Annotated in this window: 17 protein-coding genes; 8 read left to right on the plus strand and 9 right to left on the minus strand. The window is 60.3% G+C overall.

Annotated features, from left to right (window positions below; genetic code table 11):
• The 4 genes from ACP7EE_RS02515 to ACP7EE_RS02530 all read right to left on the minus strand — a co-directional run bounded on the left by ACP7EE_RS02515 (position 1) and on the right by ACP7EE_RS02530 (position 2,537).
• Complete coding sequence (locus ACP7EE_RS02515; protein WP_426233250.1) at positions 1-675, minus strand: urease accessory protein UreF; 675 nt, start codon at positions 673-675, stop codon at positions 1-3.
• Entirely contained in the window at positions 672-1,172 is a 501-nt protein-coding gene (gene ureE, locus ACP7EE_RS02520) for an urease accessory protein UreE (protein ID WP_426233252.1), read from the minus strand. The genes ACP7EE_RS02515 and ureE overlap by 4 nt, the downstream gene beginning before the upstream one ends.
• Positions 1,173-1,354: 182 nt before the next feature.
• A complete protein-coding gene (locus ACP7EE_RS02525) occupies positions 1,355-1,987 on the minus strand; it encodes a TetR family transcriptional regulator (protein ID WP_426233254.1) in 633 nt (210 codons plus the stop codon).
• 169 nt (positions 1,988-2,156) lie between these two features.
• Positions 2,157-2,537, minus strand: a complete 381-nt coding sequence (locus ACP7EE_RS02530; RefSeq protein WP_426206112.1) for a hypothetical protein — start codon at positions 2,535-2,537, stop codon at positions 2,157-2,159.
• Between the two features lie 386 nt (positions 2,538-2,923).
• Here ACP7EE_RS02530 and ACP7EE_RS02535 point away from each other — a divergent pair, with 386 nt between their 5' ends.
• Positions 2,924-4,999 (plus strand): AsmA family protein, encoded by a 2,076-nt coding sequence (locus tag ACP7EE_RS02535; protein ID WP_426233256.1) that lies wholly within the window; start codon positions 2,924-2,926, stop codon positions 4,997-4,999.
• Positions 5,000-5,103: 104 nt separating this feature from the next.
• On the opposite strand, the gene ACP7EE_RS02540 is transcribed toward ACP7EE_RS02535, so the two are convergent.
• Complete coding sequence (locus tag ACP7EE_RS02540) at positions 5,104-5,634, minus strand: ferritin-like domain-containing protein (protein WP_426233258.1); 531 nt, start codon at positions 5,632-5,634, stop codon at positions 5,104-5,106.
• A 235-nt stretch (positions 5,635-5,869) separates the two neighbouring features.
• Between ACP7EE_RS02540 and ACP7EE_RS02545 the strand changes: the two genes are divergently transcribed.
• Positions 5,870-6,760 carry an alpha/beta fold hydrolase gene (locus ACP7EE_RS02545; RefSeq protein ID WP_426233260.1) on the plus strand — a complete coding sequence of 297 codons (891 nt, stop codon included), beginning with the start codon at positions 5,870-5,872 and terminating at the stop codon, positions 6,758-6,760.
• A 123-nt stretch (positions 6,761-6,883) separates the two neighbouring features.
• Here the strand turns inward: ACP7EE_RS02545 and ACP7EE_RS02550 are convergent, their stop codons facing one another.
• Complete coding sequence (locus ACP7EE_RS02550; protein ID WP_426233262.1) at positions 6,884-7,771, minus strand: DMT family transporter; 888 nt, start codon at positions 7,769-7,771, stop codon at positions 6,884-6,886.
• A gap of 96 nt (positions 7,772-7,867) precedes the next feature.
• Here ACP7EE_RS02550 and ACP7EE_RS02555 point away from each other — a divergent pair, with 96 nt between their 5' ends.
• The 3 genes from ACP7EE_RS02555 to ACP7EE_RS02565 all read left to right on the plus strand — a co-directional run bounded on the left by ACP7EE_RS02555 (position 7,868) and on the right by ACP7EE_RS02565 (position 10,261).
• Complete coding sequence (locus ACP7EE_RS02555) at positions 7,868-8,662, plus strand: AraC family transcriptional regulator (protein WP_426233264.1); 795 nt, start codon at positions 7,868-7,870, stop codon at positions 8,660-8,662.
• A 63-nt stretch (positions 8,663-8,725) separates the two neighbouring features.
• The gene (locus tag ACP7EE_RS02560; RefSeq protein ID WP_426206105.1) at positions 8,726-9,031 is read left to right on the plus strand and encodes a PsiF family protein; all 306 of its coding nucleotides are present in this window, start codon (positions 8,726-8,728) and stop codon (positions 9,029-9,031) included.
• Positions 9,032-9,247: 216 nt separating this feature from the next.
• Positions 9,248-10,261: an AI-2E family transporter gene (locus ACP7EE_RS02565; protein WP_420647057.1), complete on the plus strand. Its 1,014-nt coding sequence runs from the start codon at positions 9,248-9,250 to the stop codon at positions 10,259-10,261.
• Positions 10,262-10,395: 134 nt separating this feature from the next.
• On the opposite strand, the gene ACP7EE_RS02570 is transcribed toward ACP7EE_RS02565, so the two are convergent.
• Positions 10,396-11,670 carry an Hsp70 family protein gene (locus tag ACP7EE_RS02570; protein ID WP_426233266.1) on the minus strand — a complete coding sequence of 425 codons (1,275 nt, stop codon included), beginning with the start codon at positions 11,668-11,670 and terminating at the stop codon, positions 10,396-10,398.
• A 288-nt stretch (positions 11,671-11,958) separates the two neighbouring features.
• On the opposite strand from ACP7EE_RS02570, the gene ACP7EE_RS02575 reads away from it, so the two are divergent.
• Both ACP7EE_RS02575 and ACP7EE_RS02580 read left to right on the plus strand, forming a co-directional pair.
• Positions 11,959-12,909, plus strand: a complete 951-nt coding sequence (locus tag ACP7EE_RS02575; protein WP_420647059.1) for a DnaJ C-terminal domain-containing protein — start codon at positions 11,959-11,961, stop codon at positions 12,907-12,909.
• A 23-nt stretch (positions 12,910-12,932) separates the two neighbouring features.
• On the plus strand, positions 12,933-13,238 hold the full coding sequence (locus ACP7EE_RS02580; RefSeq protein WP_420647060.1) for a chaperone modulator CbpM: 306 nt from the start codon (positions 12,933-12,935) through the stop codon (positions 13,236-13,238).
• Here ACP7EE_RS02580 and ACP7EE_RS02585 read toward each other — a convergent pair whose 3' ends face one another.
• Entirely contained in the window at positions 13,239-14,366 is a 1,128-nt protein-coding gene (locus ACP7EE_RS02585) for a sensor histidine kinase (protein ID WP_426233270.1), read from the minus strand.
• Positions 14,367-14,543: 177 nt separating this feature from the next.
• Between ACP7EE_RS02585 and ACP7EE_RS02590 the strand changes: the two genes are divergently transcribed.
• The gene (locus tag ACP7EE_RS02590; RefSeq protein ID WP_426233272.1) at positions 14,544-21,524 is read left to right on the plus strand and encodes an NEL-type E3 ubiquitin ligase domain-containing protein; all 6,981 of its coding nucleotides are present in this window, start codon (positions 14,544-14,546) and stop codon (positions 21,522-21,524) included.
• Between the two features lie 75 nt (positions 21,525-21,599).
• Here the strand turns inward: ACP7EE_RS02590 and ureC are convergent, their stop codons facing one another.
• A complete protein-coding gene (gene ureC, locus ACP7EE_RS02595) occupies positions 21,600-23,300 on the minus strand; it encodes an urease subunit alpha (RefSeq protein ID WP_426206099.1) in 1,701 nt (566 codons plus the stop codon).
• Positions 23,301-23,380 lie beyond the last annotated feature (80 nt).

Below are 23,380 nucleotides of genomic sequence, written 5' to 3' on the forward strand. Positions count from 1 at the left end.
CTAAGAACGGAACAGGCGGCTGTACTGGCGCTCATGGGCCATGCTCGCCAGGGACAGGCCAAAAGCGGCGCTGCCGATGTGTTGGGGATTGCTGCGAGTAGCGTCCTGCTGCGCCTGATGCAACAGCGGCAGCAATTGACTGGTCAGGCGCTGCGCGGCTTGCTGGCCCAGCGGCAGAGTTTTCATCAGCACCGCGAGCTGGTTTTCCAGCCAACTCCACAACCACGCGGCCAGCGCGTCCTGCGGGCTGATCTGCCAGGCACGCGCGGCCAGCGACCAGCACAGGGCCAGATGCGGTTCGCTGCATTGTTCGAGGACATCGCGCGCCGGTTGATCGAGTTCGGGCAAGCCGTTGAGCAACTGCTGCAACGAATAGCCCATCTGCCGACTCTCCAGATGCAGCTCGCGGGTTTCACGGCTGGCGCGATGGGTTTCGCAGATTTGCAGCAGTTCGCCCCAGTTTTCCTCGGCAGCGGCCTGGCAATGCGCAAGCAACAGCGGCGCTTCGAAGCGCGCGAGGTTCAGCAGCAGTTGATCACTGATCCAGCGCCGCGCGCTGTCGGGATTGTTGACCCGGCCGTTATCCACCGCCATTTCCAGACCTTGCGAATAGCTGTAGCCGCCAATCGGCAATTGCGGACTGGCCAGGCGCAGCAGCGCCCAGGCCGGATTCATAAACGCACGCCGAACTGATGCAGTTTCGGTGCGTAATTGAACGCTTCCTCGCCGTGGCGTGAATGGTGATGGCCGCCACCGTAGGCACCGTGTTCCGGCTGGAACGGCGCTTCAATCGCTTCGACCTGTGCACCAAGTTGTTCAAGCATGGCTTTGAGCACGTAATCGTCGAGCAGGCGCAGCCAGCCGTCGCCGACTTGCAGGGCGACGTGGCGGTTACCCAGGTGATACGCGGCGCGGGTCAGTTCGAAAGCACTGGCGCAAATGACGTGCAGCAGTTGCTCGGGACGCGCGCAGACTTTGACGATGCGGCCGTCCTCAGCCTCAAGGCATTCGCCATCAAACAACGGCGGCTGACCGCGCTCCAGAAACAGCCCGACGTCTTCGCCCTCGGCACTGAAACAGCGCAGACGGCTTTTGCTGCGTGCCTCGAAGGTCAGGTGCAACTCGGCGGCCCAGACGGGTTGAGGCGCGATTCTGCGATGAATCACCAGCATCGGAAAGCTTCCAGCAATGGACAATGCTCAGGCTAGAGCAAGGGGCTTGCCAATCGGACGAAATGTGGGAAATCCCTGTCGGAGCGTAGTGGATGTTTCAGAATGTTGCAGGAATATGAGGGGTTTTGGTGCATGAAGGTTTTTACATGCACCAATTTGAAGCTGGATTGAAACTCCCAGGGTTATTCGGTGCTTCCGAGGCCTTGCCAGTGCTTGAGGCCGATAAAGATAAAACGCAGTTGCTGCGTAATCTTTGCTTGCGGCATCAGATGCTCGGGCAGCGCTTCGGCCGGCGGATCGATGATTTCCGGCAAAGTGGCGAACACCGATTTGACGATCAGATCCGCAATCACGCTCAAACCATCACGGCTCAGATGCTGCAGTTTGGGCATGGAGGCCAGATCGGCCGCGAGGTCGGAGCTGATGTCTTCACGCAAGCGGCCAATCGCTTGGCGCACTTGCAGCGATCCACCGTACTGCTCGCGCGCGAGAAACAGAAATTGCGAACGGTTGGCGCTGACCACATCAAGAAAGATCCGCACCGACGCATCGATGATGCCGCCCATGACAAATTCGTTGTGGCGCACCAGGCGAATGGTTTCGCGGAAGGTCTGGCCGACTTCGCTGACCAGCACCAGGCCGAGCTCGTCCATATCGGAGAAATGGCGGTAGAAACCGGTAGGCACGATGCCGGCGGTTTTCGTCACTTCACGCAGGCTCAGGCTGCCGAATCCTCGGCCGCTCTCCATCAAATGGCGGGCAGCGTCCATCAGGGCGTTGCGGGTCTGTTGTTTCTGTTCGGCGCGGGGCAGCATCGCAAGGTGTGTTCTGGTCGGGACAAGCGCCGCACTCTAGCAAATCGGCTTCGTTGGCGTCGAACGGCAGCGGGGGTGTAGCGGGGAATTAGCGATTTGTTTATGCCGGCGTTCTAAAAGTCAAAAGCCCAATCCGGTGATTGGGCTTTTTTTCCAGGCCGCCAAGGGCCTAACTCAAGGCACTGTTGCGTTCGATCACACGGTCACCACCACCTTCGGCAACAGCTTGGCCTTGTGGGGTTTTGTCGTAGCCGTCTTCAACCAGACCTTTCTCTTCCAGACGATTGCGACCGTTTTCGGCTACAGCCTGACCTTGTGGAGTTTTGTCGTAGCCGTCTTCGACCAGGCCTTTTTCTTCCAGACGATTGCGACCGTTTTCGGCGACAGTCTGGCCCTGTGGAGTCTTGTCGTAACCGTCTTCAGCGAGGGTCTGGCTGAACACAGAGTGGCTGGCTTTGACTTGTGGGGTCGCTTGATCAGCGGCTGGCAGAGCGAAGGCAGTGCTGGCCAGCATCGAGAGGGTAAGACTAAGCAGTAATTGGCGTTTCATGATGGGTTGCTCCTCGGGAGGGCGATAAAGTGGGTACGAGGGCAATGCTACTCTCGATAAGTCGATATAAAAGTTCATAAACGCAATGGTAATAATCAACAGAATTGATTGTTCTGCTGGGAGGCTCTAGATCGGGCCTTTCAGGCGAGTGGTTTTGCACCGAGGTGGGTATTTTCCACCCACTCGCGCCTCGCAAAAGTGCGGGGCCGGTAACGCCAACTCGACTGATCGGTCAGAATCGCGGCAGCTTTTTACCCGCTAATCAGACTTTCAATTAAACCTGCGGCTGCTTTGTCAGTCACAGAACTCATAATGGGGCCGCTTTCGGCCCACCGTTTCAGCTGCGTCGTGTTCTCGGACGCAGTCGTCTTCAGGAGCTTTGTGCAATGACGCGCACTCGTAAAATCCTCGCCTGGACCTTCACCATTTTTGTTCTGCTATTAGCGGTGCTGGTGTTGGTCATCGTGTTCTTCGACTGGAACCGCATCAAACCGCCGCTCAACGCCAAAGTCTCGGAAGAACTGCACCGACCGTTTGCGATCAATGGCAACCTGGCGGTGGTCTGGCGGCGTGAGCTGGACGAGGGCGGCTGGCGCGCCTGGGTGCCGTGGCCGCACGTGGTGGCCGAGGATTTGAGCCTGGGCAACCCCGAGTGGTCGAAAAAGCCGCAAATGGTCACGCTCAAGCGCGTCGAACTGCGTATCTCGCCGTTGGCATTGTTGGCCCAGCGCGTGGCGATTCCGCGCATCGACCTGACTGAGCCGAATGCCGATCTGCAACGCCTGGCCGATGGTCGCGCCAACTGGACGTTCAAATTCGATCCCAAGGACCCGAATGCCGAACCCTCGAACTGGGTGGTGGACATCGGTGCCATCGGTTTCGACAAGGGCCACGTCACCCTTGATGACCAGACGCTGAAAACCAGTCTCGATGTGTTGATCGATCCGCTGGGCAAGCCGATTCCGTTCAGCGAGATCGTCGGTGACAAAGCCGCGAAAGCTGCGCAGGACAAGCATGCTGCGCCGCAGGATTATGCGTTCGGCCTGAAAGTCACTGGCCAGTACCACGGCCAGAAACTTGCCGGCCAAGGCAAGATCGGCGGCCTGCTGGCATTGCAGGATTCGCGCAAACCGTTCCCGTTGCAGGCGCAGGCGAAGATTGGCGATACCAGCATCGAACTCGCCGGCACCCTGACTGATCCGCTGAATCTCGGCGCCCTTGATCTGCGCCTGAAACTCGCTGGCGCCAGCCTGGGTAACTTGTATCCGCTGACCGGCGTGACTCTGCCGGATACTCCGCCATATGCCACCGACGGGCATTTGATCGCCAAGCTGCAAGACCCTGCTGGCGCGCAGTTCCGCTACGAAAAATTCAACGGCAAGATTGGCGGCAGCGATATTCACGGCGATCTGGCCTACGTCGCCAGTCAGCCACGACCAAAGCTCAGCGGCGCGCTGCTGTCCAATCAACTGTTGTTCGCCGACCTCGCACCGCTGATCGGCGCCGATTCCAACGCCAAGCAGAAGGCTCGCGGCGGCGAAAGCAAGCAGCCAACGGATAAAGTGCTGCCGGTCGAAGAATTCAAGACCGAGCGCTGGCGCGACATGGACGCCGACGTCGAATTCACCGGCAAGCGCATCGTTCACAGCGAAGAGTTGCCGTTCACCGACCTCTATACGCATCTGGTGCTGACCGACGGCGTCCTCAGCCTGGAGCCGCTGCGTTTCGGCGTGGCCGGCGGCAATCTCGACGCGCAAATCCGCCTCAATGGCCGTACCGAACCACTCGAAGGCCGGGCCAAACTCACCGCGCGGCGCTTCAAGCTCAAACAGCTGTTCCCGACTTTCGAACCGATGAAGACCAGTTTCGGCGAGCTGAATGGCGACGCCGACATCAGCGGTCGCGGCAACTCGGTGGCGAAGCTGTTGGGCAGCGCCAATGGCAATCTGAAAATGCTGATCAACGACGGTGCGATCAGTCGTGAGTTGATGGAGTTGGCGGGGCTTAACGTCGGCAACTACGTGATGGGCAAGATCTTTGGCGACAAGGAAGTAAAGATCAACTGCGCGGCGGCGGACTTCGACATCAAGACCGGCCTGGCCTCGACCCGTTTGTTTGTGTTCGATACCGAGAACGCGATCATCTACGTCGACGGAACGGCGAACATGGCCACCGAACAACTGGACCTGACCGTGACGCCGGAATCCAAGGGCTGGCGTTTGATTTCGCTGCGTTCGCCGCTGTACGTGCGCGGCAAGTTCATCAAACCGGATGCCGGGGTGAAAGCGGTGCCGTTGTTGCTGCGTGGCGCGGGGATGGTGGCGCTGGGCGTGATTGCTGCGCCGGCGGCGGGGCTGTTGGCCCTGATAGCGCCGAGCGGCGGTGAGCCGAATCAGTGTGCGCCGTTGCTTGAGCAAATGAAGGCGGGCAAGGCGCCCGTCACCGTCAAACCAACCAAGTAAATCGCTAAACCTGTACCGACGCCATCGCGGGCAAGCCCGCTCCCACAGGATTTGTACTCGACCCTGTGGGAGCGGGCTTGCCCGCGATGACAATCTTGAAGGGCTTACAAATCGTTGAGGATGTCGGCCATGTCATCCGCATGCTCTTCTTCCTGCGCGAGGATGTCTTCGAAGATGCGCCGCGTGGTCGGGTCTTTTTCGCCGATGTACTGAATGATCTCGCGATAGCTGTCGATCGCAATGCGCTCGGCCACCAGATCTTCATAAACCATCTCTTTCAAAGTGTTCCCGGCGACGTATTGCGCGTGGGACATCTTCGACAGCAGGTCAGGATTGAATTCCGGCTCGCCGCCCAATTGCACGATGCGCTCGGCCAGACGGTCGGCGTGCTGCGCTTCCTGAGTGGCGTGTTCCAGAAATTCCTCGGCAGCGACATGCGCCTTCACACCGTTGGCCATGAAGTAGTGGCGCTTGTAGCGCAACACGCAGACCAGTTCCGTGGCCAGCGACTCATTGAGCAGGCGCAGCACTTCGTCGCGGTCGGCGCTGTAGCCTTCGGTGACGGCACCGTTTTCCACGTTTTGCCGCGCGCGCTCGCGCAGGGTTAGAACATCAGACAAATGCAGGTCGCTCATTTCAGTCTCCTGGAGGCTAATCCGATTGGCGCCACGCTCTACAGGCGTGATCGCTACCCAAGTTGTGAGTTGCGCGTGATGCGAAAAGTTTTATCTGATTCAGCGCGGGGCCTGCGGCCACGGCAGATGTTCAGGATGACCTAGACTGCTCGTCGAGTTGTCATCATCGCGAGTGATGCTTGGCGGGCGTCTTGCACGCCTTGCGTCACTCACCGACCACAAGGATGTCTGCCCCATGTCGCAAGGTTCGGCTACGCGTTATCCATTGGTGCTGGTGCCCGGCATGCTCGGGTTTATCCGCTTGCTGCTGTATCCGTACTGGTACGGGATCATCGCGGCGCTGCGCCGAGGTGGTGCCACGGTGATTGCCGTTCAGGTGTCGCCGCTGAATTCCAGTGAGGTGCGTGGCGAGCAGTTGCTGGCGCGGATCGAGGAGATTCTGCGCGAGACCGGCGCGCAGAAAGTCAATCTGTTCGGCCACAGCCAGGGTTCGCTGACGGCGCGTTATGCGGCGGCGAAACGCCCGGATCTGGTGGCTTCGGTGACATCCGTGGCCGGGCCGAATCATGGTTCGGAACTGGCTGACTATCTGGCAAAACACTACCCGGCGGACAGTGCCAAGGGCCGTGTTCTTGAAGCTTTGCTGCGTTTGATCGGCGCATTGATGAGCCTGCTGGAAACCGGTTATCGCGGGCCGAAACTGCCGGTGGATATTCACGCCTCGCACCAATCGCTGACGACTGAAGGTGTCGCGCTGTTCAATCAGCGTTATCCACAGGGCTTGCCCGAAACCTGGGGCGGGCAGGGGCCGGAGGAAGTTAACGGCGTGCGCTATTACTCGTGGTCAGGGACGTTGCAACCGGGCAAGACCGACCGTGGCGGCAATCTGTTCGACGGTACCAATCGCAGCTGCCGGTTATTCGCCAAAACCTTCGTGCGCGAGCCGGGGCAGTGCGACGGCATGGTCGGCCGCTACAGCTCGCACCTGGGCACGGTGATTGGCGATGACTATCCGCTGGATCACTTCGACATCGTCAACCAGTCGCTGGGGCTGGTGGGCAAGGGCGCGGACCCGGTGCGCTTGTTTGTCGAGCATGCGGCCCGGCTGAAAGCCGCCGGGGTTTAGCCAGCCCTTGTGGCGAGGGAGCTTGCTCCCGCTGGGGCGCGAAGCGGCCCCGCTTTCCAACTCAAAAGCGGGGTCTGCTGCGCAGCCCAGCGGGAGCAAGCTCCCTCGCCACAGGTGACCGGGTCAGGCGACGCTGAGTTTGCGGCCAAGCACGGTGGTCCAGCGCTCAGACAAAATCACTCCGCCCAGCGTTAGTAACCCGCCCACCAAGTGGTACAGCGCCAATTGCTCCTTCAACACCACCGCCGCAATCAGTGCGGTGATCAGCGGCAGCAGATTGAAGAACAACGTGGTCCGGCTCGGCCCCAGGCGTACCACGGCCTGCATCCACGCCAGCGGCGCGACCATCGAAGCCAGCAGGCACGCATACAACACCAGCGGAATGTTCTGCAAGGTCAGCCCGGTTTTCTGTGAAACCGCGAACAGTGGAAACAACACCACCACCGCCACCAGCACCTGCAGATACAGCAACACCAATGGCGGCAGGCGCAGCTGCCATTTTTTCAGAAGAGTGCTGTAAATCGCGTAGGCCAGTGTCGCGATCAACATCATCGCATCGCCCAGATTCACCCCGTGTTGCAGCAGTGCGCCGAGACTGCCGGACGACACCACCACCAGCACCCCGGCGAACGACAGCACTGCACCGATCAGCGTACCAGCGGTCAGGCGCTGGCCGAGGCTGACGATCGCCATGGCCAGCGACATCAGCGGCATCAACGACAGGATGATGCCCATGTTGGTCGCGGTGGTCATTGTGGCGGCGAAGTAGGCCAGGCTCTGATAGACCGCCATGCCCAACACACCAAGGACGAAGATCTTGCCCAGATTCGGGCGTATCTGCGGCCAGTGAGCAATGACCTTTTTCAGCATGAACGGCGTGAACAGCACAGCAGCGAACAGCCAGCGGTAAAAACCGATTTCGGCCGGAAAGATCGCACCGACCGCCAGTTTGTTGATCACGGTGTTGCCGGCCCAGATGAAAATTGCCAGCAGGGGAAACGCGTATTGCATGGAGGAAAACCAGTACGTTGATGAAGCGCAATTATCCATTGTCTGGATGCAGCCCTATACTGCGAAACAGACAGCGTGCCCCTTGTGACGGACAACATGAACAGCAAACACATTGACCTGCTGGATTTCAGCGAATTGCCGTCGGCGGTGTATTTCCGTTATGCCGACTTCAACACCCACGAATACGCCGCCCCGCACCGCCATCCGTGGGGGACTCTGGAGTATGCGGCGCACGGCGTGTTGCACATGGATGTCGACGGCAGCCGCTTCATGTCGCCGCCGCAATACGCCGTTTGGGTGCCGCCGCAGGTCGAGCACAGTTTCTACAGCCATCAACCGGTGAATTATCGAGCAGTGTGTCTGGAACCGGCGGTGTGCGCCGATCTGCCGGACAAGGCCTGCACGCTGGCGATCAGCGAAATCCTCAAGGCGATTCTCAAGGACTTCGCCAGTCGCGATGTGAAGATTCCCGAGTCGGATACCGATCAGCGACTGGCGCAGGTGCTGGTTGATCAACTGCGTCAGGCGCCGGTTCATCAATGCTATTTGCCATACGCCAGCAGCCCGGCGCTGCTGAGCATTCTTGAAGCGCTGCAGGCCGAACCCGGCGACAACCAGCCATTGGCGCATTGGGCTCTACAAGTGCATGTCAGCGAACGCACGTTGGCGCGGCTGTTTGTGCGCGAGTTGGGCATGAGTTTCGGTGAATGGCGCCAGCGTCTGCGCTATCTGGCGGCCATCGAGGCGTTGGAAACATCGCGCAGCGTGCAGGAAATTGCCTTTGACCTCGGCTACAGCAGCGGCTCGGCGTTTATCGCCATGTTCGCCCGCCAGGCCGGTTGCACGCCGGAGCAGTATCGTCGCAGTCATTTGCCCACTAGGAAGGTGTAACAAGCTTTGACTACACTGCGGGGGAGGCCGCATCCGTCGGTGCGGTAACAAGGAGAAAACTCCATGAAGATGTTGCGTGTCCCGTTGCTGATGATTGGCCTGCTGCTGTGTTCCCAGGGTTTTGCCGCCACCGCGCAACAGAACAAAATGACCACCTGCAATGCTGACGCCACGGCCAAAAGCCTCAAGGGCGATGAGCGCAAAACGTTCATGAGCACCTGCCTTAAAGCGGCACCGGCAGCCAATGATGCGAAGGTGCTGACACCGCAGCAGGAGAAGATGAAGACTTGTAATGCGGATGCGAAGACCAAGGCGTTGGCGGGTGATGCGCGCAAGGCGTTCATGAGTGAGTGCCTGAAGAAAAAATAAGCCCCAGAGACTTGTGGTGAGTGTGCGGGCCCCATCGCAGGCAAGCCCGCTCCCACAGGTCTGGAGGTGATTCGAATAATTTGTGTACGACAGAATTACTGTGGGAGCGGGCTTGCCCGCGATGAGGCCCTTAAGGTCGCCCCTGCATATACCTAGTGCTCCTCTCGGAACGCTGGCAGACTGCCAATCCTTTTACGCCGTTCGTTTTGAGGCTGTATGCCAACGTTTTCTGAGCGTCATGTGTTGTTTTGGGTCAGTTGCATCATCATCTTCGGCGGTTTGCTCCTGGTTTTGCCATTGCGTTTGCTGCCAAGCCTGCTGGCCGGGCTGCTGGTGTTCGAGCTGGTCAACATGCTCACCCCGCAACTGCAACGGCTGATCGAAGGTCGGCGCGCGCGTTGGCTGGCGGTAGCGTTACTGGGAACATTGGTGGTCAGCGTGCTGGCGCTGATCTTCGCCGGGGCCATCAGTTTTCTGCTGCATGAAGCAGAGAATCCTGGCGCATCACTGGATAAATTCATGGGGGTGGTTGATCGCGCGCGCGGGCAGTTACCGCCGTTCATCGATGCCTATCTGCCGGCCAGTGCCGCCGAGTTTCGCGTGGCCATTGGCGAATGGATGAGCAAGCATCTGGCCGACCTGCAACTGGTGGGCAAGGATGCGGCGCACATGTTCGTGACGTTGCTGATCGGCATGGTGCTCGGCGCGATCATCGCGTTGCAGCGTGTACCCGATCTCACCAAGCGCAAACCGCTGGCCGCTGCATTGTTCGATCGGTTGCATCTGCTGGTTCAAGCCTTTCGCAACATCGTCTTCGCACAGATCAAGATTTCCCTGCTCAACACCTTTTTCACCGGGATCTTCCTGGCGGTGGTCCTGCCGATGTTTGGCATCCATCTGCCGCTGACCAAGACTCTTATCGTCCTGACCTTCCTGCTCGGTCTGCTGCCGGTGATCGGCAATCTGATGTCGAACACGCTGATCACCATCGTCGGCCTGTCATTGTCGATCTGGGTGGCGCTGGCCGCGTTGGGCTACCTGATCGTTATCCACAAGCTCGAGTACTTCCTCAACGCGCGGATTGTTGGCGGGCAGATCAGTGCCAAGTCGTGGGAGTTGCTGCTGGCGATGCTGGTGTTCGAAGCCGCATTCGGCCTGCCGGGGGTGGTGGCGGGGCCGATTTATTATGCGTATCTGAAGAGTGAGTTGAAGCTGGCGGGGATGGTTTAACCCGTAAGATTTTTTTCGCCGGTACCGACGTCATCGCTGGCAAGCCAGCTCCCACAGGTCATGCGCCGGTTTCGAAGTCGGCATCAATCCTGTGGGAGCTGGCTTGCCAGCGATGGGCGTAACTCGATTTCAGATCAGTTCACGGCGCCATATCGCTTCATGGCTTCAATCGCCAAACCGCTACCAATGCTGCCAAAGATATTGCCTTCGACATGCCGTGCATTCGGCAGCATCGCCGAGACGCTGTTGCGCAGCGCCGGAATCCCGCTCGAACCACCGGTGAAGAACACCGTATCAACCTGATCCACCGCCACATTGGCGTCGCTCAGCAATTGCGTGACGCTGCCGCGTACTCGCTCCAGCAAAGCGTCGATGGCCGATTCGAACAACACGCGAGTCAGGTCCACGCTCAGGCCCGGTTCGATGCGGTCCAGCGGCACGTGGCGGCTGTCGGCGTGGGTCAGCTGGATCTTGGTTTCTTCGACTTCCATGGCCAGCCAGTGCCCGGCGCGCTGTTCGATCAACTTGAACAGACGATCAATGCCGCCAGTGTCTTCGATGTCGTAGCGCATGCTGCCCAGCGCGAGGCTGGATTTCTGCGAGTACACCGAGTTGATGGTGTGCCAGGTCGCCAGGTTCATGTGGTGGCTGGTCGGCATGTAGGCGCCGCTTTTCATGCGGCTGCCGTAGCCGAACAGCGGCATCAGGCCTTGCAGGCTCAGCTGTTTGTCGAAGTCGGTCCCGCCGATGTGCACACCGCCGGTGGCGAGGATGTCGTCATGGCGGTTATCGAAGTTACGCCGCTCGGGTGACAGGCGCACCAGCGAGAAGTCGGAGGTACCACCGCCGATGTCGACGATCAGTACCAGCTCTTCTTTCTCGATGGTCGACTCGTAGTCGAACGCCGCCGCGATGGGTTCGTACTGGAACGACACTTCCTTGAAACCGAGCTTGTGCGCGACCTCGACCAAGGTGTCTTCAGCTTCCTGGTCGGCCAGCGGATCGTCATCGACGAAGAACACCGGACGGCCCAGCACCACTTGTTCGAACTCGCGCCCGGCGGCTGCTTCGGCGCGATTCTTGAGCTGGCCGATGAACAGGCCGAGCAAATCCTTGAACGGCATCGCCGTGCCGAGAACGCTGGTGTCGTGCTTGATCAGCTTGGAACCGAGCAGGCTCTTCAGCGAGCGCATCAGTCGGCCTTCGTAGCCTTCCAGGTACTCGTGTAGCGCCAGACGACCGTAGACCGGACGGCGTTCCTCAATGTTGAAGAAGACCACCGACGGCAGAGTGATCTTGTCGTCTTCCAGCGCGATCATCGTTTCCATGCCGGGGCGCAGCCAGCCGACGGTGGAGTTGGACGTGCCAAAGTCGATACCGCAGGCACGGGCTGGAGAGGCGTCTTTCATGTCTTTCGGTTCCGGTCAAAAAACGGCCGCGCAGTGTATGTCAGTGCGCGGCAGATTCGAAGGCCGGTCATCTGCTATTTCGCTACTAAACTCGCTTGAAAGCGCAGGTTTCGCCCCAAACTTGCTGGCATGGGCCGGCAGACATACCGGCGGTCGCAAGAACCGCCGCCCACTGCCGATAAACTTCTGTCGCGCCACCCGGTCACAAATTTGAGATCGGTCAACCTGGCACGCGCGAATCGGCGCATGCTGGCGGCGCGAAACCGATAACGGATGGTGACTCCTTCAATGGACTTTAAAGACTATTACAAGATACTCGGCGTGGAGCCGACAGCAGACGACAAGGCCATCAAGGCTGCCTATCGCAAGCTGGCGCGCAAATACCACCCCGATGTCAGCAAGGAAAAAGACGCCGAGGCCAAGTTCAAGGACGCCTCGGAAGCTTATGAAGCGCTGAAAAGTGCCGACAAGCGCGCCGAATACGACGACCTGCGCCGTTACGGCCAGCACGGTCAGCCGTTCCAGGGGCCACCGGGCTGGCAGAGCCGTGGCGGCTTTGGCGGCGGCGGTCAGGACACGGGCGACTTCTCGGACTTCTTCAGTTCGATCTTTGGCAATCGCGGCCCCGGTTTCGGTGGCGGCGCTGGCCGGCAATCTCATAGCGCCGGGCGCCGAGGACAAGACGTGGAAATGGAATTGGCGGTCTTTCTCGAAGAGACCCTTTCGAACGAGTCGAAAAAGGTCACCTTCCAGGTGCCTCAGTACAACGCGGCGGGTCAGCACGTCAGCAACACCAGCAAAAGCCTTAACGTGAAGATCCCGGCGGGTGTGGCCGACGGCGAGCGTATTCGCCTCAAAGGCCAGGGCGCACCGGGCGTCGGTGGCGGTGCGAATGGCGATCTGTACCTGACCATTCGTTTTGCGCCGCACCCGAAATTCGATGTCGAGGGCAATGACCTGATCATCACCTTGCCATTGGCACCGTGGGAGCTGGCGCTGGGCGCCGAAGTGGCCGTGCCGACCCTGACCGGCAAGATCAACCTCAAGGTGCCGGCCGGCAGTCAGAATGGCCAGCGCATGCGCGCCAAGGGCCATGGTTTGCAGAACAAGGCCGGCGAGCGCGGCTTCCTGTTCGTCCAGCTCAAGGCTGTCATGCCGAAAGCCAGCGACGACGAGGTCAAGGCGCTGTGGCAGGAGCTGGCGAAAAAAGCCGCTTTCAACCCGCGTGAGAACTTCTGAACCCAGCGATGGAGTAGCCCGAAATGAGCAGCCCCCTGATCGTTCAACTGGACATGGCAGAATTCTGTGAGGCGACCGATTTGTCGGACGTCTACGTGATCGAAATCGTCGAACACGGCATCCTCGAACCTCAGGGCGCGCTGCCCAAGGACTGGCGTTTCACCGATTACGAACTGGCGCTGGCCAAACGCGCCGCCAAGTTGCGCCGCGATCTGGAGCTGGAATGGGAAGGCGTCGCGCTGGCGCTGGATCTGCTGGAAGAAGTGCAGGAACTGCGCGCCGAGAACCGCATGCTCAAACAGCGGCTGGCGCGGTTGGTGGTGGAATGATCAGGTTTTTCTGGGTAATACCACGCTGAACAACGTCCCTGCGTCGGCACTCGAACTGACCTCGATCGTCCCGCCGTGGGCGCTCACGACTTCCTTGACGATGAACAGCCCAAGGCCAAGGCTGGTCGACGGCTGGCCGAGTTCTTCGTCAGCGCTGCGCACCAACGGATCGAAAATCGTGCCGATGGCTTCTTCGGGAATCGGCGGGCCGTAGTTGTGCACGCTCAGGTGCACGCTGTCGATTTCACCGCGCAGTCTGATGAACACCGCACGCGGATCTGATCCATGCTGCAAAGCATTACCGATCAGGTTCTGCAGCAGTTGATCGAGGCGCCCGGAATCCCAGACGCCGCGCGTATCGCCTTCGATGTTCAACGTCGGATCGCATTCCGGATTGCCGGCGCTGGCCTCGGCAATGGCGGCCCGTACCGTGTCTGCCAGATCCATCGGCCGCGGCTCGATCGGCAGGCTTTTGCCCAGTCGACTGCGCACCAGTTCCAGCAAATCGTTGACCATCGCCGCCATGTGCCGCGCGCCTTGCTTGATGTTCAGCGCGCAGGTCAGCGCCGGGCCTTCAAGCGTGGTTTTGCGCATCAGCAGTTCGGTGGACATGCTCACCGCTTGCAGCGGCGCACGCAGGTCGTGGCCGAGAATCGCGAGAAAGATATCCCGCGAGCGATTCAGCTGTTCGGCATAAGCCGCTGTCGATTCGGCCAAAGCTTCGTCGATGGCTTCGTTGAACCGGATCATGTCCTGAAGGTACGCCTGGTCTGGAGTCTCCATGCTCTCGACCCAGCGGCGGATCACGCAGGCACGCAGGTGACGGAATTCCGAAGTCATCTGCACCAGATCGAAACCTACCGTATGGCGCAGTTCGCCGTGACTGGCCCCGGCCTCGTCCAGGCTCGGGGTTTTCTCCGGACCTTCGCCCCGCGCTTTGGCCTTTTGCTCACTGGCGGTTTGCGCGGTGTCCATGTCCCGCGCGGCGGCCAGAAGAATCTCCCGGGCATGATCGCGCAGCGCGATGCTGTCCATATGGTCTGCGGCGGGTGTGATGGTCTTGGCGAATTGTTCCCACTCGTCGACGATGCGATCCGCGTGGTGCCTGATGAAATCGGATAAACGCATGTACGGGTTCCTGAACTTTTTGGCGGGGCGTGGCGAATAGTAGTCCCTTTGTGCGGGGAATGTAGCGTCCACGGGCCGGAAATGTCCGCTGACACACCAGCCCGCGTCGATACATATGTACCGCAAGCTCACGGGACCTGCATGGTCTGCTTTCGCTCCATTTCAAGGAGAGAGACCATGCCCGAAATCCCCGCCACCGTGACCCGCAGTCTGCACGGCGCGTTTCTGCAGGATGCCAGCCCCGACTGGCTGGTTGACGCGCCCGCGCAGCGTCGCATCGACCTGAAAAATACTGATCCGACACCCCCCGATTGGTACACAAACGCCTCCCGAGCGCAGCGCAAGGCATTGCACGACAGCCTTGCCGCAAGCCTCGGCGCCCAGACCCGGCTCGACCGGGCCATGGTGACGTTGCAAGACATCGACACTTTCGCCGCGCCCCTGCTGATCGCGGCGCTGAAGGACCGCTTCAACGTGCAACTGGATATCCACAAGACCTGGTTGCAGCTCAACAAGCCAGTAGAGATGGGGATATTCGCCATCGACATCGATCACTTCGAAGTGTTGAAACTGCCGTTGCTGCAAGCGGCGCTGCACAACTTCGAACTTGTCGAATGCATCGACGGCGCGTTCCATGAATCCTCGGGCTTTCACGTTGAAACCTCGACCCCCGGCACGTTCGCACCGTTGAGTACGCAATTGACGGTCGAACAGTTCACCAGCCTGTGTCGCTCGTTGGACATCGGGACGAAGTATCAGGATTACCTCAAGCGCTATCTGCACCCCGCAGATGGCGTCGCCGATCAGGCGCTGCGCGAAAAATTCACCGCTGCGCATAAAACTGCCCTGCGCGCTGCGGCCGAGATCGCCGTGTTGAAAGGCGACATCGGGCGTGAGGACTATGCGTCGATACTGTCGATCCTCGCCGGTGAATTGCACCCGCGCCAAGGCAACCGGCAAATCTGGTTTCGTGATCTGGGCCTGATGGGGCGACGCATGGTCGGGTGTGTGTTGTTCACGATCTGCGAGAAGTACCGCTACAGCGACGACGCGATTCTCTATATTCCCGGCGACCCGGAGCATCCGCTCAAGCGCTACAGAGGTCAGGAAATCGCGGCCATGTTCAAGCGCCGCTTCACTGCCCGCGACAGCACGCAGGCCGATGCGGCCGAACCGAATGCCTACCAGCGGTTTTTCAGCCAGTTTGTCGCGTATGCCGACCGGCCACGCTACTTCAGTCAGTTCACCGAAGACACGCCGGATCGCTCGTTCGGTGAGCGACTGGCGCCCTACGAACCGTTGCTCAACGAGTTCATCAAGGCGCTGAATCCACTCAATCTGGTGTTCACCGGGATCAGGCAACTGCCTTCAGCGCCGGCCATCAAGCAGGTGCCGAACACTGACCCGTATCTCGCACCGACTGATCTTTCGCGCAAAGGCCACGGCATCTGGGCGGACAATATTGATCTTTGGGATTACCTGTTCGGGCAGCATCGCGACCGACTGATAGCGGATGCCCGCAGCCACGCGGTGCCGACGGCGGACGTCGATGCCAAAGTACGCTCACAAAAACTCGCCGCGCTGTTGAACATTGGCATGTTGGTGCTGACCGGGGTCTCGATGTTCGTGCCGGTGCTGGGCGAAGTCATGATGGTGGTGATGGCCGGCCAGCTGCTGGAGGAAACCTTCGAAGGTGCCATCGAGTGGAGTGAAGGCGATCGGCGGGCCGCCACCGCGCATCTGGTGGATGTCGCGCAAAACCTCGCGCTGCTGGCGGTGATGGCTGGCGCCGGCAAAGGTTTTGCCCGACTGACGGTGGCGAAATCCGTGCCGGTCATCGAAGGTCTGGATCAGGTCGAATTGCCTGATGCAACGGCGCGATTATGGAAACCCGACCTGCGCGGATACGAAAGTCCAGTCGCGCTGGACCAGAGCATGACGCCCAACGCGCTCGGGCAGTACGAAACAGGTTCAAAGAATTACATTCGGCTGGACGGCCGGCCTTACGAACAAACATACGACCAGACGCTGCAAAAATGGCGCATCAGGTACCCGAACGATCCCCACGCCTATCAGCCGATTCTGACGCACAACGGCGCCGGTGCCTGGCGGCATACCCTGGAACGCCCGCAGCGCTGGGATCGATTGACGCTGCTACGGCGCACCGGCCATATCACCGAGCGCTTCAGCGACGCGCACTTGTTGGCGATTGCCGATGTCAGCGGCGTCAGTGACAACGCCTTGCGCAAGATGCATCTGGATCAGGCACTGCCACCGCCGGAACTTGTAGACGCCATGCGCCTGTTTGAAGTCGACAGAGACGTTGGCGAGGTGATCGAGCAGGTACTGGGTCGCAGCCCCATCGACGAGCACTATTTGCACATCCTGGCGCTGCTCCCCGAGATGCCCCGCTGGCCATCGGGGCGGGTCTTGCAGGTTTACGAGAATACCGATCTGACGGGCTCATTCACCCGTTACGGCAGCGAATCAACGACGAAGGCGCCGATCCGCATCAGTCGCGCCGATGTCTTGCGCGGTGAATTGCCCACGCGCATGCTCGCGACGCTTGATGAGGCGGAAATTGTCGGGCTGCTCGGTGGCGAGCCGGCGCGAGTGCCTGCCGCCAGGGCGCCGGAATTTGCCAGGCAGATCGCCGATCTCCTGCAGACCCGACGGCCCGCGCTGTTCGACAGTCTTTCGAAGCGTTCGCACACCGTCGAGCCGCGCGTGGCGAAACTGCAACGGGTCTGCCCCGGGCTCACTGAGCAGGCTGCGAAAACCGTGCTGCGTCAAGCCGATAGCGACGAGCTTGCGCGGCTGGACACCTCGGCGCGGGTGCCGCTGCATTTGCAGGAATTGAGTCGTTGGTATGCGCAAGAAGGGCGGATGATGCGAGCCATCAGCGGACTGTACAGCGAGACCATGGCCTCGACGGATACAGCGCGACTGGCACTGCATACGCTGGAGCGACTTGCTGGCTGGTCGAGCGACATACGCCTGGAGATTCGCGCAGGCAGCATCAACGGTGCGCTGATCGATGGCATTGGTAACGATGCCGCGCTGACTCGCAAGTATCTGGTCAAGAACGGCACGTCTTATCAGGCCTTCAATTCGCGGGCCGAAGCACTCAACAGCGTGCCGGGATACGGTGATAACTTTTACAGCTCGCTGATGCATGCGCTGCCCGATGAAACGCGTCAGGCGCTTGGCGTTCCTCGAGTTAATCAGAGCGCCGATCTGCGGCGAGCAATCATTGATCATGCGCTCAGTCACCGCCGTCAGTCGACGCAGATACTACAGGCAGCAGCCGGGCCGAAACCGTGGTTCAACCCACCCCGACGCATCAGCGCCACACTGCGCGGTTATCCGGCCAGTGGTCGCGGGGAGGGGGTTGATCCGGCGTTGACCAGCAGGGTCCAGGATGTCTACCCACTGGACGACGCACAGGCCAGGCGCTTCATTCTCGAACAGTGGCGCACGGGCAAGAACGACCAACAGATTTTCCATCTGCTCAACCTGCGCCTGCGCGAGTGGACAGAGCTTGAGACCGCGCTGAACCAATGGCTGGCGAGCCAGGATATGCGTCTGCAGATTGCCGAGGACGAGTTCCGCAGGGTTGCGCAAAACATCAGGAACAGTTGGCGCAACTCGCCGCTGGCGGCGCACGAGCCACATGCGGCGCAGCTGACATTGACCAGTCAGGCCGCGTTGCCGAGGCTGACGGCGGACTTCGCTCACGTGCGCGAGCTGACGCTGCGCGCACCGTCGGCCGCCGACACGCTGACTGCGTTTCCCAATCTGGAACAACTCGACGTGCTCGCCCCTGGGCAAACCTTCGGCGCGGTGTTCGCACGCGTGAAAACCATGCGCCACCTGACGCGCTTGAAGTTGCGCACACCGATCAATGATCAGGTGGCTTCGAGGATTCGCGAGTTGACCCGACTCGAGGATCTGGAGCTGCACTGCACGTCCAGTGGCGCCAACCCCGTAGTGCCGACAGTGCTGAATGTCAGCGGAATGCGTCAACTGCGCAGGTTGGAAATCGACAGCCCGCAGATGGGCGAGTGGCCACTCGGGGTGCTTGATCTGCCGCGGCTGGAGCGCTTGAACCTGCGTCGGACGTCGATCAAGACCCTGCCGGTGGAACTTTATGAAGCGCACGAGCGACTGCTGAGCGGACTGTCGCTGGACTGGTCGAAATTCAGCCGCAGGACCTTCAAGCCGATCTACGAATTCATCAAAGTGCAGCCGCAGCATCTGATCGACCTCGAAGAGATGGTCAGAGACTACTGCCGTGGTGAACTCAAGCGCTTTGTCGGCATGGAATCCAGTCTGTTTGACGTGCTGTCGCTGAAATTCTCCCAGCAATGGCCGGGCGCCGATGCCAGGTTTCAGGCGATTGAGGCCTTGAGCGCTCAGTTCGGCGAGATCAACGCGCTTGAACAATGGGTCGGCCCCGAGCCGACCGTGCGCAACGGTGGCCATGCCCGAGCGGCGGTGGCCGACGCGCTCAAGACCAGTTGGCGCAACGGGTTGTTCCAGCGCTATGGCTCAAAAACCGAGAATTCGTTTTTCGATCTGTACATCGGCATGTCAGGCGATGCCTCGGTACTGGATATTCTCGGCTCACCGATGGACAACTTGCCACCGTTGCCGTCGGACGCTTTTGCCCACGTCAGAATCTTGCGCCTGGCCGGCCTCGAGGCTCCGGTTGCACAGCTGCGTGATTTCATTCGCACGTTTACACAGATCGACACGCTGGACCTGAGTCACTGTCGTTTGTCCGAATTGCCGCTGGCAGCGGATGACTTGCCGGCGCTGGAATACCTGAACCTGCACAACAACCCCATCACCAGTGTCGATGTTCGTGGAATGAATCGGCTCAAGGCTCTCGATCTGAGCGCCACGGCAATCCGCCAATGGCCGACCGGGGCCGAGGATCTGCCGCAGCTGACCTGGCTTGATCTGGGCGACAGCCAACTCACTTCTGTGCCGGAGGCGGTTCTGGCCCGCGATGAGCTGTTGCTCGACACCAATCTGAACGGCACGCCGCTGACGCCGCAGGGCGAGGCTGGCGTGGCTGCTGCGCGGCAGCGCATTGAGCAGACCAGGGGCTTGTCTGCGGGGACGCTGCAACGCTTCGCCCTGGAGGAACCGCGGCATCGCACGCCGCCCAAGGAAAGCGGCTCGGTGATCGCGCGACGTCTGCTGCCCCTGCCGCCATCGGTACCTGCGGGCGAAGGTGTCAGCTGGTTGGCCAGACGCTTGCAGCGCTTGCGCCCGAATTACCAGGAGGAGCACGCCCGGCTGGCGATCGAGCGCATGCAGCTTGAGGGCTTGAGCGAGGTACAGATCAGCGGCCGGATTGATGAGTGGACCCGGACATTCGAATCGCTGACGCGGCGCTTGAACGATTGGCTGTTCATCCACGAAAGCCACGGTTCTAACTGGACCGTGTCCTCACAAACCCGTGAGCTCGCCGCACGCCGGGTGATGCAATGCTGGTACGACGGTTTGCTTGACTGGAATGGCTTTGCCGACCGCGAACTGAATTTCGATGGCCTGCAAGTGGGCAATTTTCCTGAGCTGCCCGCGGTATTTCCCCGGGTGAACAGTCTGAACCTGGCCGGCACGCGGATCTCCTCCGACGGCTCCAACGGCTTCCTGCGGGCGTTCAGTCAGATACGCCGGTTGAATCTCAATGCCAATGATTTGCGCGCGCTGCCCGAACCCGTGAGCCAGATGCACCAACTGCAGCGTCTGGAGCTGTCCTTCACCGGCCTCGTCGACCCCCAGGCGCTGAATCAGTCGCTGAGCGGGCTTGCGCAGTTGCAGTGGCTGGATCTGAGCCATAACAGCTTGCGTACGTTCAGCGTCACGCGCCTGCAGCGTCTGGAGCGCCTCGATCTGCGGGACAACTTGATGACGGACTGGCCCGAGGGTGCGCTGCAATCTGCGCATTTACAGGCGATAGATCTGAGCAACAACGAAGTAGTGGCGATTCCCCCGGCGATCTATGACGGTAGCCATGACGCATTGCTCGCGGGTACCAATCTGTCGGAAAACTATGAACTGTCACAGCAAAGCCTTTTGCGCCTGCGTGAGTATTCGGGTACGCACGGGCGCAACGACGTTCTGGGGCTGACCTACGCCGATATCGACCGGATGATCGATGACATGGACAGCACCACGGAAAGCGACGAGGAAACCCCGGACAGTGATGTTGAGCCGGATGAACAGGTGCCGATTCTTGAGGAAAGTGTCCTCGACCAGCAGGTGACGCCGTGGATCGAAAACATCCCTCAGGAAGACGCCGATCGTTATCGGGCGATGTGGCAGCGAGTGGCGGCTGAACCGGGCAACGCCGCGTTCTTCCATCTGTTGTCGGTGATGCCGGACACCGAAGAATTCCGCATTTTTCGCGCTGACCTGACACGTCGGGTGTGGGAAGTGATGGCGGCTGCCGATGGCAGTCAGGCACTTCGCGATGAGCTGTTTCCCATGGCCGCCACGCACACCACCTGCGTCGATGGTCGAACGCTGGCTTTCAGTGAAATGGAGGTCAAGGTGTTCGAGCACAACACCTTGCAAAATATTCAGCCAGGTCTGGCGTCCAAGGGCCGCGCCTTGCTCGACTTGTCACGACAATTGTTCCGCCTGGGCGAGGTCGAAGCCCTGGCCAGAGTGCGTGGCGGTGACCCCGCGGAGGTACGCCTGGAATATCGAATCGGCCTGACCAGCGGATGGCGGGACGGGCTGCAATTGCCGGGGCAACCGAGTCACATGCGATTTGGCAAACCCATCAGCGGCAGGGCGCTGGACACCGCCCGGGAGGCGGTGGAAAAAGCGGAAAGAAGTCAGAAGTTTTATGAAGAACTCATTACCCGTGACTATTGGGTGCAATACATCGAGGAGAAATACCCCACCGAACTGAGTCCGCTGAAACAGCGCGCCGATGAAAAACTGGCGCACCTTGAGGATGAACACGAAGACCTCACCAGCAGCGCTTATCAACAAGCCGTGCAAGTGCTCGAGATTGAACGCACCACCGAGCGCAATCTGAAACTGATCGAGCTGTCCCGGCGGGAAACGGGCGAGCCAATGTCGGTCGAACGCGATGACAACCGCCCCGGTACGTCACGCGATCTGACCGGCTGAAGCCGCAGGCAAACAGATGCTTTCAGACCCTGGAAGTCGATGGAATCGGCAGCCGGGGTCTGCTTCCAGCTCGCGTCAGAACAGAAAATAGCGCTGCGCCATCGGCAGGGTGTCCGCCGGTTCACACCAGAGCAATACGCCGTCGGCCTTGACCTGATAGGTCTGTGGGTCGACGTCGATGTGCGGCAGGTAATCGTTGTGGATCAGATCGGTTTTCTGCACCTCGCGGCAACCTTTGACCACAGCGATTTTCTTTTTCAGACCCAACGCCTGGGGCAGCCCTGCCTCCTGCGCCGCCTGGCTGATGAAGGTCAGGCTGGTGGCGTGCAACGAGCCGCCGTAGCTAGCGAACATCGGCCGGTAGTGCACGGGCTGCGGAGTTGGAATCGAAGCGTTGGCATCTCCCATCAGGCTCGCGGCGATGGCGCCGCCCTTTAGAATCAGCGTCGGTTTCACACCGAAAAACGCCGGCCGCCACAGCACCAGATCCGCCCATTTGCCGACTTCGATCGAACCCACTTCATGGCTGATGCCGTGGGTGATTGCCGGGTTGATCGTGTACTTGGCGATGTAGCGCTTGGCGCGGAAATTGTCGTTGCCTTCACCGTCCAGCGGCAGCGGGCCACGCTGTTTTTTCATCTTGTCGGCGGTCTGCCAGGTGCGCGTGATGACTTCGCCAACGCGGCCCATGGCCTGGCTATCGGAACTGATCATCGAGAACGCGCCGAGGTCATGCAGGATGTCTTCGGCGGCAATCGTTTCGCGGCGGATGCGGCTTTCGGCGAACGCCACGTCTTCGGCAATGCTCGGGTCGAGGTGGTGGCAGACCATCAGCATGTCGAGGTGTTCGTCGATGGTGTTGCGGGTGAACGGCCGGGTCGGGTTGGTCGAACTCGGCAGCACGTTGGCGAAACCGCAGGCCTTGATGATGTCCGGCGCATGCCCGCCACCGGCACCTTCGGTGTGATAGGTGTGGATGGTGCGACCCTTGAATGCGCCGAGGGTGGTTTCGACGAAGCCCGATTCGTTGAGCGTGTCGGTGTGGATCGCCACTTGTACGTCGTACTGATCGGCAACGTTGAGGCAGTTGTCGATGCTCGCCGGGGTGGTGCCCCAGTCTTCGTGCAACTTGAGGCCGATGGCGCCGGCCTTGACCTGCTCGATCAACGGCTCGGGCAGGCTGGCGTTGCCCTTGCCGGTCAGGCCGATGTTCATCGGAAATGCGTCGGCCGCCTGCAGCATGCGCGCCAGATGCCACGGCCCGGAGGTGCAGGTGGTGGCGTTGGTGCCCGTGGCAGGCCCGGTGCCGCCGCCGATCATGGTGGTGACGCCGCTCATCAGCGCTTCTTCGATCTGCTGTGGGCAGATGAAATGGATATGCGTGTCGATACCGCCCGCAGTGAGGATCATGCCTTCGCCGGCGATGACTTCGGTACTGGCGCCAATGGCGATGCTGACGTTGGGCTGTACGTCGGGGTTGCCGGCCTTGCCGATCGCGGCGATGCGCCCATCCTTGAGGCCGACGTCAGCCTTGACGATGCCCCAGTGGTCGATGATCAACGCGTTGGTGATCACCGTGTCGACCACTTCGGCGGCCAGTAACTGGCTCTGGCCCTGGCCGTCGCGGATGACTTTACCGCCGCCGAACTTCACTTCTTCGCCGTAGGTGGTGAAGTCTTTTTCGACTTCGATCCAAAGCTCGGTGTCCGCCAGACGCACTTTGTCGCCGACGGTAGGGCCGAACATATCGGCGTAGGCTTGTCTGGAAATCTTCATCTAGCGTCCTTCAGGAAAATAGCGGTGAGCCTGCGACCCTCACCCTAGCCCTCTCCCAAAGGGAGAGGGGACTGATCGCG

The sequence above is a fragment of the Pseudomonas sp. TWP3-2 genome, from assembly GCF_049897765.1.
GTDB lineage: Bacteria > Pseudomonadota > Gammaproteobacteria > Pseudomonadales > Pseudomonadaceae > Aquipseudomonas.

Excerpts from the sequence above, each read along its gene's own strand:
- ACP7EE_RS02515 (WP_426233250.1), bottom strand. The coding sequence starts at position 675 with ATGAATCCGGCCTGGGCGCTGCTGCGCCTGGCCAGTCCGCAATTGCCG.
- ureE (WP_426233252.1), bottom strand. The coding sequence starts at position 1,172 with ATGCTGGTGATTCATCGCAGAATCGCGCCTCAACCCGTCTGGGCCGCC.
- ACP7EE_RS02525 (WP_426233254.1), bottom strand. The coding sequence starts at position 1,987 with ATGCTGCCCCGCGCCGAACAGAAACAACAGACCCGCAACGCCCTGATG.
- ACP7EE_RS02530 (WP_426206112.1), bottom strand. The coding sequence starts at position 2,537 with ATGAAACGCCAATTACTGCTTAGTCTTACCCTCTCGATGCTGGCCAGC.
- ACP7EE_RS02535 (WP_426233256.1), top strand. The coding sequence starts at position 2,924 with ATGACGCGCACTCGTAAAATCCTCGCCTGGACCTTCACCATTTTTGTT.
- ACP7EE_RS02540 (WP_426233258.1), bottom strand. The coding sequence starts at position 5,634 with ATGAGCGACCTGCATTTGTCTGATGTTCTAACCCTGCGCGAGCGCGCG.
- ACP7EE_RS02545 (WP_426233260.1), top strand. The coding sequence starts at position 5,870 with ATGTCGCAAGGTTCGGCTACGCGTTATCCATTGGTGCTGGTGCCCGGC.
- ACP7EE_RS02550 (WP_426233262.1), bottom strand. The coding sequence starts at position 7,771 with ATGCAATACGCGTTTCCCCTGCTGGCAATTTTCATCTGGGCCGGCAAC.
- ACP7EE_RS02555 (WP_426233264.1), top strand. The coding sequence starts at position 7,868 with ATGAACAGCAAACACATTGACCTGCTGGATTTCAGCGAATTGCCGTCG.
- ACP7EE_RS02560 (WP_426206105.1), top strand. The coding sequence starts at position 8,726 with ATGAAGATGTTGCGTGTCCCGTTGCTGATGATTGGCCTGCTGCTGTGT.
- ACP7EE_RS02565 (WP_420647057.1), top strand. The coding sequence starts at position 9,248 with ATGCCAACGTTTTCTGAGCGTCATGTGTTGTTTTGGGTCAGTTGCATC.
- ACP7EE_RS02570 (WP_426233266.1), bottom strand. The coding sequence starts at position 11,670 with ATGAAAGACGCCTCTCCAGCCCGTGCCTGCGGTATCGACTTTGGCACG.
- ACP7EE_RS02575 (WP_420647059.1), top strand. The coding sequence starts at position 11,959 with ATGGACTTTAAAGACTATTACAAGATACTCGGCGTGGAGCCGACAGCA.
- ACP7EE_RS02580 (WP_420647060.1), top strand. The coding sequence starts at position 12,933 with ATGAGCAGCCCCCTGATCGTTCAACTGGACATGGCAGAATTCTGTGAG.
- ACP7EE_RS02585 (WP_426233270.1), bottom strand. The coding sequence starts at position 14,366 with ATGCGTTTATCCGATTTCATCAGGCACCACGCGGATCGCATCGTCGAC.
- ACP7EE_RS02590 (WP_426233272.1), top strand. The coding sequence starts at position 14,544 with ATGCCCGAAATCCCCGCCACCGTGACCCGCAGTCTGCACGGCGCGTTT.
- ureC (WP_426206099.1), bottom strand. The coding sequence starts at position 23,300 with ATGAAGATTTCCAGACAAGCCTACGCCGATATGTTCGGCCCTACCGTC.